Annotated in this window: 9 protein-coding genes and 1 pseudogene; 5 read left to right on the forward strand and 5 right to left on the reverse strand. The window is 71.9% G+C overall.

Annotated elements, in window-relative coordinates:
* Positions 1 to 31: 31 nt before the first annotated feature.
* Positions 32 to 2,251, reverse strand: coding sequence for an NADP-dependent isocitrate dehydrogenase (locus OG381_RS40155; protein WP_327720881.1), 2,220 nt, complete (start codon positions 2,249 to 2,251; stop codon positions 32 to 34).
* A gap of 207 nt (positions 2,252 to 2,458) precedes the next feature.
* Here OG381_RS40155 and OG381_RS40160 point away from each other — a divergent pair, with 207 nt between their 5' ends.
* Positions 2,459 to 3,994, forward strand: a complete 1,536-nt coding sequence (locus tag OG381_RS40160) for a M1 family metallopeptidase (RefSeq protein WP_327720882.1) — start codon at positions 2,459 to 2,461, stop codon at positions 3,992 to 3,994.
* Between the two features lie 17 nt (positions 3,995 to 4,011).
* On the opposite strand, the gene OG381_RS40165 is transcribed toward OG381_RS40160, so the two are convergent.
* From OG381_RS40165 to OG381_RS40175, 3 genes are all read right to left on the reverse strand, one after another.
* Positions 4,012 to 5,088 carry a mechanosensitive ion channel family protein gene (locus OG381_RS40165; RefSeq protein WP_327722684.1) on the reverse strand — a complete coding sequence of 359 codons (1,077 nt, stop codon included), beginning with the start codon at positions 5,086 to 5,088 and terminating at the stop codon, positions 4,012 to 4,014.
* A gap of 156 nt (positions 5,089 to 5,244) precedes the next feature.
* Positions 5,245 to 6,762: an amino acid permease gene (locus OG381_RS40170; protein ID WP_327720883.1), complete on the reverse strand. Its 1,518-nt coding sequence runs from the start codon at positions 6,760 to 6,762 to the stop codon at positions 5,245 to 5,247.
* Positions 6,763 to 6,787: 25 nt separating this feature from the next.
* Positions 6,788 to 7,765, reverse strand: a complete 978-nt coding sequence (locus OG381_RS40175; RefSeq protein ID WP_327720884.1) for a hypothetical protein — start codon at positions 7,763 to 7,765, stop codon at positions 6,788 to 6,790.
* Positions 7,766 to 8,045: 280 nt separating this feature from the next.
* On the opposite strand from OG381_RS40175, the gene OG381_RS40180 reads away from it, so the two are divergent.
* The 3 genes and pseudogenes from OG381_RS40180 to OG381_RS40190 form a co-directional block, all read left to right on the forward strand.
* Positions 8,046 to 9,485 (forward strand): FGGY family carbohydrate kinase, encoded by a 1,440-nt coding sequence (locus tag OG381_RS40180; RefSeq protein WP_327720885.1) that lies wholly within the window; start codon positions 8,046 to 8,048, stop codon positions 9,483 to 9,485.
* Positions 9,482 to 10,864, forward strand: coding sequence for an FAD-dependent oxidoreductase (locus OG381_RS40185; RefSeq protein ID WP_327720886.1), 1,383 nt, complete (start codon positions 9,482 to 9,484; stop codon positions 10,862 to 10,864). Before OG381_RS40180 ends, OG381_RS40185 begins: the two co-directional genes overlap by 4 nt.
* A pseudogene (locus OG381_RS40190) lies at positions 10,861 to 11,793 on the forward strand (NAD(P)/FAD-dependent oxidoreductase); the annotation flags it as partial. The gene OG381_RS40185 and the pseudogene OG381_RS40190, both read left to right, overlap by 4 nt.
* Before the next feature lie 16 nt (positions 11,794 to 11,809).
* On the opposite strand, the gene OG381_RS40195 reads toward OG381_RS40190, so the two are convergent.
* Positions 11,810 to 12,829: a lysylphosphatidylglycerol synthase transmembrane domain-containing protein gene (locus OG381_RS40195; RefSeq protein ID WP_327720887.1), complete on the reverse strand. Its 1,020-nt coding sequence runs from the start codon at positions 12,827 to 12,829 to the stop codon at positions 11,810 to 11,812.
* A gap of 108 nt (positions 12,830 to 12,937) precedes the next feature.
* Between OG381_RS40195 and OG381_RS40200 the strand changes: the two genes are divergently transcribed.
* Positions 12,938 to 14,827 carry an ABC transporter ATP-binding protein gene (locus tag OG381_RS40200; RefSeq protein ID WP_327722685.1) on the forward strand — a complete coding sequence of 630 codons (1,890 nt, stop codon included), beginning with the start codon at positions 12,938 to 12,940 and terminating at the stop codon, positions 14,825 to 14,827.
* The last annotated feature ends 30 nt before the right edge of the window (positions 14,828 to 14,857 follow it).

Below are 14,857 nucleotides of genomic sequence, written 5' to 3' on the forward strand. Positions count from 1 at the left end.
GACCGGGGCGGAGCCGTACGGAGTGTGAGCGTCAGCTCAGGGACGCCAGTGCGTCGTTCCACGTCGTGGACGGGCGCATGATCTTCGCGGCCTTGGCCGGGTCGGGCTGGTAGTAGCCGCCGATGTCGGCCGGCTTGCCCTGGACGGCGCCCAGCTCGTCGATGATCTTCTGCTCGTTGGAGGCGAGGGTCTCGGCGAGCGGCGCGAAGGCCTTCGCGAGGTCCGCGTCCTCGGTCTGCGCCGCCAGCTCCTGCGCCCAGTACAGGGACAGGAAGAAGTGGCTGCCGCGGTTGTCGATGCCGCCGACGCGACGGGTCGGGGACTTGTCCTCGTTGAGGAAGGTCGCCGTGGCGCGGTCGAGGGTGTCGGCGAGGACCTTGGCCTTCGGGTTGTCGGTGGCCGTCGCGCACTGCTCCAGGGACGGGACCAGCGCGAAGAACTCACCGAGGGAGTCCCAGCGCAGGTAGTTCTCCTTGACCAGCTGCTGGACGTGCTTGGGGGCCGAGCCGCCGGCGCCCGTCTCGAAGAGGCCGCCGCCCGCCATCAGCGGGACGACCGACAGCATCTTGGCGCTGGTGCCCAGCTCCAGGATGGGGAAGAGGTCGGTGAGGTAGTCGCGCAGCACGTTGCCGGTGACCGAGATGGTGTTCTCGCCGCGGCGGATGCGCTCCACCGACAGCTTCGTCGCCTCGACCGGGGCGAGGATCCGGATGTCCAGGCCCTCGGTGTCGTGCTCCGGCAGGTACGCGTTGACCTTGGCGATCAGGTTGGCGTCGTGCGCGCGGGTCTCGTCCAGCCAGAACACGGCCGGGTCACCGGTGGCGCGGGCGCGGGTGACGGCGAGCTTCACCCAGTCCTTGATCGGCGCGTCCTTGGTCTGGCAGGCACGGAAGATGTCGCCCTCGGCGACCGGCTGCTCGATGAGGACGTTGCCGGCCTGGTCGACCAGCCGGACCGTACCGGCCGCCTTGATCTCGAAGGTCTTGTCGTGGGAGCCGTACTCCTCGGCCTTCTGCGCCATGAGGCCGACGTTGGGGACCGAGCCCATGGTCGAGGGGTCGTAGGCGCCGTTGGCGCGGCAGTCGTCGACGACGACCTGGTAGACACCGGCGTAGGAGGAGTCCGGGAGGACCGCGAGGGTGTCGGCCTCCTGGCCGTCCGGGCCCCACATGTGGCCGGAGGTGCGGATCATGGCCGGCATCGAGGCGTCGACGATGACGTCGGACGGCACGTGCAGGTTGGTGATGCCCTTGTCGGAGTCGACCATGGCCAGGGCCGGGCCCTCGGCGAGCTCGGCGTCGAAGGACGCCTTGATCGCGGCACCCTCCGGCAGGGACTCCAGGCCCTTGTAGATGCCGCCCAGACCGTCGTTCGGGGTCAGGCCGGCCGCGGCGAGCGCGGTGCCGTACTGCGCGAAGGTCTTCGGGAAGAAGGCGCGGACCACGTGACCGAAGATGATCGGGTCGGAGACCTTCATCATCGTGGCCTTCAGGTGCACGGAGAACAGCACGCCCTGGGCCTTTGCCTCGGCGATCTGCGCGGTGAGGAACTCCCGCAGCGCGGCCACGTGCAGCACGGACGCGTCGACGACCTCACCCTCGAGGACCGGTACCGACTCGCGCAGCACCGTGGTGGCGCCGTCCTCGGCGACCAGCTCGATCCGCAGCGCGCCCGCCTCGGAGATCACGACGGACTTCTCGGTGGAGCGGAAGTCGTTCTGCCCCATGGTCGCCACGTTCGTCTTGGACTCCGACGACCAGGCGCCCATGCGGTGCGGGTGGTTCTTGGCGTAGTTCTTGACCGAGGCGGGGGCGCGACGGTCGGAGTTGCCCTCACGCAGGACCGGGTTCACCGCGGAACCCTTGATCTTGTCGTAGCGGGCCTGGATGTCCCGCTCCTCGTCGGTCTTCGGGTCGTCGGGGTAGGCCGGCAGCGCGTAGCCCTGCGCCTGCAGCTCGGCGACCGCGGCCTTGAGCTGCGGGATGGACGCCGAGACGTTCGGCAGCTTGATGATGTTCGCCTCGGGCGTCTTCGCCAGTTCGCCCAGCTCGTGCAGGGCGTCCGGGATGCGCTGGTCCTCGGTCAGGTACTCCGGGAACACCGCGATGATGCGCCCGGCCAGCGAGATGTCCCGCGTCTCCACGGCGACACCCGCCTGCGAGGCGTACGCCTGGACCACCGGCAGGAAGGAATACGTCGCCAGGGCCGGGGCCTCGTCAGTGTGCGTATAGATGATGGTCGAGTCAGTCACCGGGTGCTCCGCTCCACGTCTGCAACATTGCTCGACATCAAGATATCTCCTGTCCGTCCGGGGCTCGACAGCGGTCCGCGCACGCTGTCCGAGAACCGGCGCATCCGCAGAGCCGTTCGAAGCGTCTGATCTTGCGGTCAAGCATGTTGATCACACGTCTTCCGACGGCCGGACCCGACCAGCCGGCCGCCCGAACGAAAGCGGACCATGAGATATCGCACCAGAGTGACGGCCCCCGCCGCCCTGCTCGGCACCGCGGCGGTGCTGAGCGTGGCATCCCCGGCACTCGCGGCCCCCGAGACCGGCACCCCGGGCCCGGAGACCCTCGGCGACGCCGTCTTCCCGAGCCTCGGCAACGACGGCTACCGCGTCTCGGCGTACCACCTCGACCTCGCGTACGACGCCACGACCAAGCTCGTCGACGCGACGGCCACCCTCTCGATCACCCCCACCCAGGACCTGAGCCGCTTCTCGCTCGACGCCCTCGGCCTGGACATACGCACCGTGACCGTGGCCGGTGCCGCGGCCGCCTTCGAGCAGGCGGGCGAGAAGCTGCGGATCACCCCCGCGGAGCCGCCGGCCGCGGACGTCCCGGTGGATGTCACCGTGGCCTACTCCGCGGACCCGCGCCGCACCCTCGCGCACACCGCCTGGGTCCCCACCCCGGACGGCTTCGCGGTGTGCCCCCAGCCGGACTCGGCGCACACCGTCTTCCCCTGCAACGACCACCCGGCGGACAAGGCGGACTTCACCTTCCGCGTCACCGTCCCGGCGGGTCTGCGCGGTGTCGCGAGCGGCGGTCTGGTGGGCACCGAGGAGCTCGGGGACGGCCGTACCGCGTACACGTACCGCTCCCGCGAGCCGATGGCCACCGAGCTCGTGCAGATCACGGTCGGCGACTACGTGATCAAGGACCGGCCCGGCCCCAACGGGCTGCCGCTGAGGGACGTCGTACCCACCGCCCGGGCCGCGGCCCTGGAGCCCGCGCTCTCGCTCACCCCGAACCTGGTGAGCTGGATCGAGCAGCGGCTCGGGGCGTACCCGTTCGAGACGTACGGCCTTCTGCCGTGCAACAACGACGCCTCGGACGCCTTCGACTTCACGGGTCTGGAGACCCAGACCCTCACGCTGTACAAGCCGAACTACCTGCTCCAGGCCGAGCCGAAGATCGGCTCGCACATGATGCACGAGCTGGTCCACTCCTACTTCGGCAACAGCGTGAGCCCCGCCACCTGGTCCGACCTGTGGCTCAACGAGGGCCACGCCGACTTCTACGGGCTGCTGTACCGCTACGAGCGGGGCTGGACCGACTCCCTCGGGCTGGTCACGATGGAAGCCCGGATGAAGGACACGTACGCGCGCGGCGACCAGTGGCGCAAGAGCTCGGGCCCGGTCGCGTCACCCAACGCGGCCAACCTCTTCGACAGCCAGCGCTACCTGGGCGGCGTCCTCGTCCTGTACGCGCTGCGTCAGCTGGTCGGCGAGAGCGTCTTCGGCGGCATCGAGCGGACCTTCCTGGAGCGCTTCCGCAACTCCTCCGCGACGACGGACGACTACATCGCCGTCGCCTCGGAGGTCTCCGGTACCGACCAGTCAGGGTTCCTGCGGGACTGGCTCTACGGCACGAAGACCCCGCGGATGCCCGGCCACCCGGACTGGACGGTGACGCCGGTGAGTTCGGCGCTGCGTCAGCCCCAGACCAGGCCGAGCAGCGGTTATCACGACAACTCGGCCACTCTGTAAGGCGATCGGCGGGCCCGTCAGTCGAAGCGGGCGGAGGTCACTTCGCCCGCTTCCCCGGCACCCCGCTGCTGCGGGATGACCACGGCACCCTGCTGAAGGGCCACCGTGCGCGTCGGCGCGGGGATGCGGATGCCCTCGGCGCGGTAGCGCTTGTGCAGGCGCTTGATGAACTCGTGCTTGATGCGGAACTGGTCGCTGAACTCGCCGACGCCCAGGATGACCGTGAAGCCGATCCGGGAGTCGCCGAAGGTGTGGAAGCGGACCAGCGGTTCGTGGTCGGGGACCGCGCCGGTGATCTCGGTCATCACCTCGGCGACGACCTCGATGGTCACCCGCTCGACGTGCTCCAGGTCGCTGTCGTAGGCGACCCCGACCTGGACCAGGATCGTCAACTGCTGCTCGGGGCGCATGAAGTTGGTCATGTTCGACTTCGCGAGCTCCCCGTTGGGGATGACGACGAGGTTGTTGGAGAGCGCCCGGACCGTCGTCTGACGCCAGTTGATGTCCTCGACATAGCCCTCCTCACCGCTGCTCAGCCGGATGTAGTCACCGGGCTGGACGGTCTTGGAAGCGAGGATGTGGATGCCCGCGAAGAGGTTGGCGAGGGTGTCCTGGAGGGCGAGCGCGACGGCCAGGCCGCCGACGCCGAGGGCGGTGAGCATCGGCGCTATGGAGACGCCCAGCGTCTGCAGCACCACCAGGAAGCCGATCGCCAGGACCAGCACGCGGGTGATGTTGACGAAGATCGTGGCCGAGCCGGCGACGCCGGGGCGGGACTGGGTGACCGACCGCATCAGGCTGGCCACCAGCCGGGCCGCCGCCACCGTGACCACGAAGATCAGCAGAACGGTCAGAACCTGGTTGGTGGTGCGCTGGGTCGTCTTCGTCAGCGGCAGCGCCGCCGCGGCGATGGCGATGCCCCCCGCGATCGCCGCCGCGGGTACCACCGTGCGCAGTGCGGCCACGATGACGTCGTCACCGCTCCACTTCGTGCGGTCGGCGTGCTTGCCCAGCCACTTGAGCAGGATCCGCAGCAGGAACGCGGCAACCAGGCCCGCGACCACGGCGATTCCGGGGACGACGAGGTCGTCCATGGTGAGATCCCGTTGAAATGCTGTCACATTGCCACCTGTTCGGAAGTGCTGGATGAGCGGCCGCGCGGACCGTGCGGCGCCACGACGGGCGCGACCGCTCATCCTGCCGTATCCGGCACAGGGGTTCGTAGACGGCCTGGGGGCGGGCGCCCCCGCTCAGACGATTCCCTCGGCCAGTTCCGCCTGGTCACGGTCGGAGCCGTACGCCGCCGTGGTGGGCGTCCCGTACGAACGGCGGGCGGCGTACCACCACACGGTGGCGAGAACGAGTACGACGGCGAGCGCCACGGACGCGTAGTTCATCGTGTCGACCGTCACCGGCGAGGACTGCGGCAGGCAGAAGAGCACCGTGACGAACGCCACCCACACCACCGCGACCCACCCGATCGGTCTGCTCCACCGCCCCAGGCTCCAGGGGCCCGGCTGGAACCGGTCGCCCGCGCGCAGCCGCAGCAGTACGGGGATGGCGTACGCGGGGGTGATGCCGATGACGTTGATGGCGGTGACCGCGCCGTAGGCCGTCGCCGAGTACAGGGACGGCAGGGCGAGCAGGCCGGCCACCGAGACCGACAGCCACACGGCCGCGACCGGGGTCTGGGTGCGGGCGCTGACCTTGCGCCACAGGGCCGAGCCCGGCAGTGCGCCGTCCCGGCTGAACGCGAACACCATCCGGCTGGCGGCGGCGACTTCGGCGTTGCCGCAGAACAGCTGGGCGACGATCACCACGACGAGCAGCGCGCTCGCGCCGTCCGTGCCGAGGCCGTCCAGCAGGATCTGCGCCGGCGGCACCCCGGTGTCGGTGGCCCGGGTGGCGTCGTAGTCCTGGATGGCGAAGGTGAGACCGGCGAGCAGGACGAAGCCGGCTATCCAGGAGACCCAGATGGAGCGGACGATGCCCTTCGCGGCCGACACGGAGGCGTTGGAGGTCTCCTCGGACAGATGGGCGGAGGCGTCGTAACCGGAGAACGTGTACTGGGCCAGGAGCAGGCCGATCGCCGCCACGTACAAGGGGCTCGACCAGCCGGTGTCGTTGACGAACTCGGCGAAGACGAAGGACGGCGACTGGTGGTGGTCCGGGACGATCGCCAGCGCGCCGACGATGAGGGCGACGCCCGCCAGGTGCCACCACACGCTGATGGAGTTGAGGACGCTGACCAGGCGCACGCCGAAGAGGTTCAGTACGGCGTGCAGCAGCAGGATCACGACGAAGATGAGCATCGTCTTCTCCGGCGTCGGCTCGAAGCCCCACTGGAGGTTGGCGAACGCGCCCGCGAACAGGGCCGCGCCGTAGTCGATGCCGGCGATCGCCCCCAGCAGACCGAGCAGATTCAGCCAACCTGTGTACCAGCCCCAGCGGCGGCCGCCGAGCCGGTCCGCCATGTAGTAGAGCGCGCCGGATGTCGGGTATGCGCTGGTGACCTCGGCGAGCGCGAGGCCCACACATAAGACGAACAGGCCGACGCCGGCCCAGCCCCACAGCATCACCGCGGGGCCGCCCGCGCCGAGCCCGAAGCCGTACAGGGTCATGCAGCCGGACAGGATCGAGATCACCGAGAAGCTGATCGCGAAGTTGCCGAAGCCGCCCATGCGCCGGGCGAGGACCGGCCGGTAGCCGAGTTCGCGCAGGCGCTGCTCCTCGTCGTGCGGTGGGCGGCCGTCGGTGGTGCGGGACATGCGTACCTCCGGGACTGGTGGGGGATCAGGCGGGGCGGCAGCGCGCCCGGGCCTGGAGGAAGACCTCCACGGCCTGGGCGGTGTCGCCCTGATCGGGGGTGCGGTACGCCCAGGGCTGGGGCGTCCAGTACGGGCCGAGCGCCTCGAACACCCGTGTGGCGTCGGTGAACTGGAGGGCTCCCCACAGGGCGTGGGCGACATGGTTCAGGTCCAGCAGGGAGCGCTCGGCGGTGAAGGTCTGCTCGAACCAGGCGTACAGCGCGCGCTGGGCCTCGCGGGTGGCGTCCTCGGCGACCCAGTGCAGGTCGAGCGCGGCGTCGCGGCCGCCGGAGCGGCGGTAGCGCTCGACCCGGACGTAGAGCGGCAGGACGTGCAGGGCGGAGCCCGGGGGAGCGGTGTCGGTGGCCCAGTGCGCGTAGCCGGCGGCCTCCGCGAGCCGCCCCGAGGTGCCGTGCTCGTAGAGGAACTGGAGCATCCGGTGGTGGGCCTCGCGGTTGTACGGGTCGCGCTTGTCGGCCTCGGCGAGCAGTCCCCACGGGCCCGGCGGCAGCATCGGCCCGGGCGGTGCCACCCGGTGCTCGGCCCACTGCCGCTCCCGGTCGAGCCGGGCCAGCGCCAGCAGGCACACCCAGGGGACGGGGTCCGGCGGGGCGGCCCGGGTCGCGGTGTGGCTCGCCCGCCAGGCCTCGTGCCACAGGTCGAGGGTGTGGGGGTGGCCCTCGCGGTGTGCCCGCAGCGCCCGTTCCACGCAGACCCTGGCGTGCATCACCGTGGCCGGGACGCTGTGCGGTTCCTCCTCGAGCCAGGTGCGCACCACGTCGGTGCCGGCGGCCGCGGTGGCGAGGACCTGGGTGCGCCGGGTCCACTGCCACCAGGCCGTGGTCTCCGTGAGGAGCCGGCGCATCGACATCCAGCGTCCCGTGCGTAACTCCTGGAGGGTGGCGCGCAGTGCGGTGTCGTGGCCTGCGGGATCGTAGGCGGGGCGGGCTCCGTCTCTGGCCATCAGCCTCCCGCCCCGGGCAGCGGGCGGATTCTGACGGCAGGGTGGAGTAACAACAGCCCTCCTCTGGGCGGCAGTTGAGGAGCTCACGTCGGTCGCGGCGGTCACTATAGAGGCGCCGGTTCCGCATCTCCTCCCGTTTCCCGATCTTTTCGAACTCCTTTGCGGGGTCGGAGGGTTGACTCACAGTCAGCCTCGCTTGACGCGATGTGTCCGGCGACGGCAGGCTGGCGCACGGTGATCGCCGAGGGACGATCCGACGACACGCCCCGGGGAGGGCTCGATGACAGGTCCGGTGCTCGCTGTCGACCAGGGCACATCCGGCACCAAGGCCCTCGTCGTCTGCCCCGAACGCGGTGTCATCGGCACCGGCTTCGCCGAGGTGCGGCCGCGCCATCTGCCCGGCGGACTGGTCGAGGTCGACCCGGAGGACTTGTACGCCTCTGTCGTCGACGCCGGCCACCGCGCGCTGGCCGAAGCGGGTGAACCCGTCGTCGCGCTGGGCCTCGCCAACCAGGGCGAGACCGTGCTCGCCTGGGATCCCGGCACCGGCCGCCCGCTCACCGAGGCGCTCGTCTGGCAGGACCGCCGCGCCGACTCGGTGTGCGAGGAACTCGCCCCGTACGCCGACGAGTTGCGCGAACTGACCGGCCTGCCCCTCGACCCGTACTTCGCCGCGCCCAAGATGGCCTGGATACGCTGCCACCGCACCCGCGAGGGCGTCGTCACCACCACCGACGCCTGGCTCGTCCACCGTCTCACCGGCGCCTACGTCACCGACGCCGCGACCGCCGGCCGCACCCAGCTCCTCGACCTCGACCGGGTCCGCTGGTCACCGCGCGCCCTCGACCTGTACGGCCTCGCCGACGAACGGCTCCCCGAGGTCGTCGACAACGCCCAACCAATCGGTGTGACGAAGGAGTTCGGGCCCGAGATCCCGCTGACCGGCCTCGCCGTCGACCAGCAGGCCGCCCTGCTCGCCCAGCGCGTCACCGCACCCGGCGCCGCCAAGTGCACCTACGGCACCGGGGCCTTCCTCCTCGCCCACACCGGCGACTCCCCGAGACGCGGCACCTCCGGGCTGGTCAGCTGTGTCGCCTGGCGGCTCGGCGGAGCAGCGAGCTACTGCCTCGACGGCCAGGTGTACACGGTCGCGTCCGCCGTGCGCTGGCTCACCGACCTCGGCGTCATCAAGGGCGCCGCCGACCTCGACACCGTCGGCGCCACGGTGCCCGACAGCGCCGGTGTCACCTTCGTGCCCGCACTGGCCGGGCTCGCCGCCCCCTGGTGGCGTGGCGACCTGCGCGGTTCACTCACCGGGCTCGGCCTCGACACGGGTCCCGGCCACGTCGTGCGCGCCCTGTGCGAGGGCATCGCGGCCCAGGTCGCCGAACTCGCCGACGCGGCCGGCACCGACCTCGGCGCGCCCTTCACCACCCTGCGCGTCGACGGGGGCCTCACCCGCTCCGCCCTGCTCATGCAGACCCAGGCCGACCTGCTGCAACTCCCCGTCGAGGTGGCCGCCCTGCCCGACGCCACCGCGCTCGGCGTCGGCGCCCTGGCCCGGCTGGGCGCACAGCCCGGCCTGACGGTCGCCGAAGCGCTGCCCGGCTGGAGGCCGGCCGCCGTCTACGAGCCGCGCATCACCCCCGACGAGGCCGCCGAGCGCCGGGCCGGCTTCCGCACGGAGGTCGCCGCCCTGCTCGACCGGACACCCGCATGACGGTCACCACGACCGGACCGCTGCCCGCCACGACCTACGACGTGGCCGTCATCGGCGCCGGAGTGGTCGGCTGTGCCATCGCCCGCGAACTCGCCCGCCACCCGCGGCTGCGCGTCGCGCTCGTCGAGGCGCGGGACGACGTGGGCCAGGGCACCTCGAAGGCCAACACGGCGATCCTGCACACCGGGTTCGACGCGGTCCCCGGCTCGCTGGAGGCGCGGCTCGTCCGCGAGGGATCTCGCCGACTGGCCCAATTCGCCGCCGAGTCGGGTATCGCCGTCGAGCCGGTCGGCGCCCTTCTCATCGCCTGGGACGAGGAGCAGCTCGCCGCGCTGCCCCGCCTCGCGGAGAAGGCCGAGCGCAACGACCACAAGGAGTCCCGGCTGCTCGGCGCGGCGGAGGTGTACGAGCGCGAGCCGCACCTGGGCCCCGGCGCGCTGGGGGCGCTGGAGGTCCCCGGCGAGAGCATCATCGACCCCTGGACCACCACGCTGGCCTACGCCACGCAGGCCGTCCGGCACGGAGTGGACCTGCACCTCAACTGCCGGGTGGAACAAGGCGTCCAGGGCACGACGCGAGGTGCCCTCCACGCCCGTTGGGTGGTCAACGCGGCCGGTCTCGACGCCGACACCCTCGACCGGCGGCTCGGCCACCACGACTTCACCGTCACCCCGCGTCGCGGCCAGCTCATCGTCTTCGACAAGTTCGCCCGGAGCCTGGTCCGGCACATCCTCCTGCCCGTCCCGACAGCCCTCGGCAAGGGCGTCCTGGTGGCACCCACCGTGTACGGCAACGTCCTCCTCGGACCCACCGCCGAGGACCTCGACGACCGACAGGCCACGCAGTCCTCCGCCGAGGGCCTGTCCCAGTTGCGCGAGAAGGGCCGCCGCGTCCTGCCCGCACTGCTCGACGAGGAGGTCACCGCCGTCTACGCCGGACTGCGCGCCGCCACCGAGCACGACGACTACCGCATCCACGTCCACCCGGAACAGTCCTACGTCACGGTGGGCGGCATCCGCTCCACCGGCCTGACCGCCTCGCTCGCCATCGCGGACCATGTCGTCGGGCAACTCGCCGAGAACGGGCTCGACCTGGGACCCGCGCGTGAACTGGACCCCGTGCACATGCCCAACCTCGGCGAAGCCTTCCCCCGCCCCTACCAGCGTCCCGAACTCATCGCCGCCGACCCGGAGTACGGCACCCTCGTCTGCCACTGCGAACGCGTCTCCCGCGGCGAGATCCGCGACGCCCTGGCCAGTACGGTTGCGCCGGGCGGCCTCGACGGGCTGCGCCGCCGCACCCGGGCCCGGTCGGGACGCTGCCAGGGGTTCTACTGCGGGGCGGCCGTGCGGGAACTGTTCGAGGAGGCCCGGAGGTGACGCGCAGGGTCGACGTCCTCGTGGTGGGCGCCGGTCCCGCGGGCCTCACCGCCGCGGCCCGCCTGGCCGTCGGCGGCGCCGGCAGGGTCGAGGCGCTGGACCGGGAGCAACGGGCCGGGGGAGCGCCACGGCACTGCGGGCACGGCGGCTACGGCACCTGGCTGCATCCGCTGACCGGTCCCGGGTACGCCCGGCTGCTCGTGGACGCGACGCTGCGGGCCGGGGCGGTCCTGCGGACCGGAGTGAGTGTCCTCGACTGGGCGGGCCCGCCCCACGGCCCCCTCGCGCTCGCCACCGTCGGCCGGGACGGCCCCGAGACCGTAGAGGCGCGGGCCGTGATCCTGGCCACCGGCGCCCGCGAACGCCCGCGCGCCGCCCGCCTGGTGCCCGGGACCCGGCCGGCCGGCGTCTACACCACCGGTGAACTTCAGCAGGCCGTCCACCTGTACGGGCAGCGGATCGGGACGCGGGCGGTGATCGTCGGTGCGGAAGGCGTCTCGTACTCGGCCGCCGACACCGTACGGGCCGCGGGAGCCGACGTCCTCGCCATGGTCACGGAGTCGGACCGGGCACGGACCACCCGGCTCCGCGCCCAGGACGCCCGCCTTCGCCGACGCGTCCCCCTGCTCACCGGGACCGCGGTCGTCGAACTCCTCGGCCACGGACGGCTGTCCGGCGTCCGCGTCCGGCACCGAGACGGCCGTACGGCCGTCCTGGCGTGCGACACCGTCGTGTTCACCGGCGACTTCGTGCCCGAGAACGAGCTGGCGCGCAGAGCAGGGCTGACCCTGGCCGCCGAGACCTCACGGCCCGGAGTCTTCGCCGCCGGCGGTCTGCTGCACCCGGGGCAGAGCGCGGCCGACGCCGCCCGTGCCGGCGCGCGGGTGGCCGTCACCGTCCAGGGGTTCCTGAACGACCCGCGCCGCCCGGTCGGGCGGCCGTCCTTCAGATGACCTTCATGCGGACCAGCGCCCCGAGCGTCAACGCCCCCGGAACCAGCGGAAGCCACACGGTGATGATCCGGTACGCCAGCACCACGGCCGTCGCGATCGCCGCCGGACCGCCCGCCGCCACCAGCGCCACGACCAGCGCCGCCTCCACCGAGCCGATCCCGCCGGGTGTCGGCACCAGTGCGACGGCGACCGTCGCCGCGAGATACGCCACCGCGATGTGCAGCGGCGGCACCGGCAGCCCCAACGCCTGCCCCACCGCGACCAGTCCGGCCGCCTGGAGCGCGGGGAAGGCGAGCGAACCGCCCCACAGGGCGAACGCCCGGGCGGGCCGGGTGTGCACCTCGCGTGCCTCGCAGAGCGCCGTGCGCAGGAACGAGGTCACGGTCGTACGCACCCGCCGTACGAACACGAGCACGCCCGCCGCCACGGCCAGCACCAGGCCCAGGGCGGGCAGCAGCGCGGCGAGCGCGCCCTCGGGAAGGAGGGCTCCCAGGCTCAGCGCGTCGGGGAAGGCGATCAGCAGCGCGGCCAGCAGGCCCAGCCGGCCGATCGACTCCGCCAGCAGATACAGGGCGAGGGCGGCCGAGGAACGGGCCAGCGGGAGCCCGCACACCGTCATGAACCGGAGGTTGACCGCGCTCGCGCCCAGGCCGGTGGGCAGCAGGTGATTGGCCGCGCCGGCCGCGAACTGGGTTGCCAGCAGCCGCCCTTTGGGCAGCCCCTCCACGACCGCGCCCTGGCGGGTGCAGGAGGCGGCGACCCAGGTCAGACAGGTCGTGCAGACCGCGACCAGCAGCCAGGGCCACTCGGCGGACTCCAGATGGCCGAAGCCCTCGGCGAGGACCGTGCGGTGCTGCACGGCGACCACCGTGACGAGCAGAAGCGGAAGCAGACACAGGATCTGACGGACCCTGCGGGCGGGGACGCGACGGTGGCTCACGTCCTCAGAGGTTCTCGGTGCCGTGCCAACCGCGGGTTGCGGAAGGGCGGCCGGGGGATTGCGTACGGTCATCGGATCCTTCGAGCGGGGAGAGGTACTGAGGACGGACATCCTGGGGACGGACGTCCAGGGGGTGTTGACCTCAACAACGCTTGAGGTCGTACGTTCGCTCCCATGAGCATGGAAACCACAGCCTGGACACAGCTGCAGAGCGTGATGCACGCCGAGCAGGAGACGCGGCCCTTCGCCCGCACGACGCTGCGCCGCATCGGCGCGTTCGCCCGACCGCACCGCACCCGCATCGCCCAGTTCGTGGCGCTCGGGGTGGCGACCGCGCTGCTCGCCGTCGCGACCCCGGTGCTCGCCGGGCATGTCGTGGACGCGATCGTGACGGGCGACGACGAGGGCACCGTCGTACGGCTCGCCCTGCTCATCGCGCTGATCGCGGTCGCCGAGGCGGCGCTGGGCATCCTCGGGCGACGGCTGTCGTCGACGCTCGGAGAGGGGCTCATCCTCGATCTGCGGACGGCTGTGTTCGATCATGTGCAGCGCATGCCGGTCGCGTTCTTCACACGGACACGTACGGGAGCGCTGGTCTCCCGACTCAACAACGACGTCATCGGTGCGCAGAGGGCGTTCAGCAACACGCTCTCCGGAGTCGTCAGCAACCTCGTCACCCTGCTGCTCACCCTCGCCGTCATGCTCACCCTGTCCTGGCAGATCACCCTGCTCGCGCTGGTCCTGCTGCCGGTCTTCGTGATCCCGGCCCGCCGCATGGGGCGCCGGATGGCCCGGATGCAGCGGGAGGCGGCCGCGCTGAACGCGGCGATGGGCACCCGTATGACCGAGCGCTTCTCGGCGCCCGGTGCCACGCTGATCAAGCTGTTCGGCCGCCCCGAGCAGGAGTCCGAGGAGTTCGCGGCCCGCGCCCGCAGGGTCGCCGACATCGGTGTCCGCACGGCCACCGCGCAGTCGGTGTTCATCACCGCCCTCACCCTGGTCTCCGCCCTGGCGCTGGCCCTCGTCTACGGCCTCGGCGGCTGGTTCGCCCTGCGCGGGACCCTGGAGCCGGGCGCGGTCGTCTCCCTCGCCCTGCTGCTGACCCGGCTGTACGCCCCGCTCACCTCGCTCGCCGGGGCCCGCGTCGAGGTGATGAGCGCCCTGGTCAGCTTCGAGCGGGTCTTCGAGGTGCTCGACCTGAAGCCGCTGATCGAGGAGAAGCCGGACGCTCTCGACGCCCCCGAGGGGCCGGTCGCGGTCGAGTTCGAGGACGTCCGCTTCGGCTACCCGTCCGCCGACAAGGTCTCCCTGGCCTCCCTGGAGGAGGTCGCCTCCCTCGACACCCGCGGCGGCGACGAGGTCCTCAAGGGCATCTCCTTCCGTGCCGAACCGGGCCAGACGATCGCGCTCGTCGGCTCCTCGGGCGCGGGCAAGTCGACGATCGCCGGACTGCTCCCGCGGCTGTACGACGTCGACGAGGGCGCCGTGCGGATCGGTGGCACCGACGTCCGCGACCTGACCGCGGGTTCGCTGCGCGCCACCCTCGGCATGGTCACCCAGGACGGCCACCTCTTCCACGACACGGTCCGCGCCAACCTGCTGCTGGCCCGCCCGGAGGCCACCGAGGACGACCTCCGCGACGCCCTGCGCCGTTCCCGCCTCGAAGCTCTCGTGGACTCCCTCCCCGACGGCCTCGACACCGTGGTCGGCGAGCGCGGATACCGCCTCTCCGGCGGCGAACGCCAGCGCATGACCATCGCCCGGCTGCTGCTGGCCCGCCAGCGCGTCGTCATCCTCGACGAGGCCACCGCCCACCTGGACAACACCTCGGAGGCAGCGGTCCAGGAGGCGCTGACCGAGGCGCTGCAAGGGCGGACCGCCATCGTCATCGCCCACCGTCTGTCCACGGTCCGGGCGGCCGACCAGATCCTGGTGGTCGAGGGCGGGCGGATCGTCGAACGGGGCACGCACGAGGAGCTGTTGGCGGCCGGCCGGCGGTACGCCGAGCTGTACCGGACGCAGTTCGCGGAGCGGCCGGGCGACGTCGCGGAGGTCGAGACGGCCGCATAGATCAGTCGCACGCGGCACGTCAACCCCGCA

This window comes from Streptomyces sp. NBC_00490 (genome assembly GCF_036013645.1).
GTDB lineage: Bacteria > Actinomycetota > Actinomycetes > Streptomycetales > Streptomycetaceae > Streptomyces > Streptomyces canus_F.